1 protein-coding gene is annotated in these 502 nt (G+C 46.8%); it reads left to right on the forward strand.

The annotated features are described in order from the left end of the window. Window positions 1-352, forward strand: a 352-nt coding sequence (locus tag ACTHUR_RS18880) for a globin domain-containing protein (RefSeq protein WP_440400311.1), incomplete at its 5' end; no start/stop codon positions are given. Window positions 353-502 lie beyond the last annotated feature (150 nt).

Here is a 502-nt window from a genome sequence, read left to right on the forward strand (position 1 = left end):
CTACGAATTTTTTAGCGGCTGGCTCGGCGGCCCGCAACTTTTTGTCGAAAAATACGGCCATCCCCAACTGCGCGCCCGCCATATGCCTTTTGCCGTCAACGTACAAGTCCGCAACGAATGGATCGCCTGCTTTGCCCAAGCCATGAGCGAACTGGACATCGACAAAGCACTTGCCGAACCTGTTTTAATCCAAGTTTTTGCCATGGCAGATTGGTGCCGTAACCAAAACGAAGATGGTATCGAACCGCCTATGCCGCCGATGGCGGTTGATCCATGGGTACGTGCCCCGGAATTGCAGCAGATTTTAGCCAGCTATGATGTCAACGGATTTTTTGAGGAATTCACTAGTTGAGGCCGTCTGAAAAAACTAGGATAAAATAGAAACAATAATTTGAAAGAAATGGATTTTAGAATGAATAAATTATTAAAAAAAATGATGGTAGCCCTGTTGTCTTTGGGCTTGGCGCAGGCAGTTTGGGCTGACAGTCTCCAAGATTACAAG

The sequence above is a fragment of the Neisseria sp. P0021.S007 genome, from assembly GCF_051956855.1.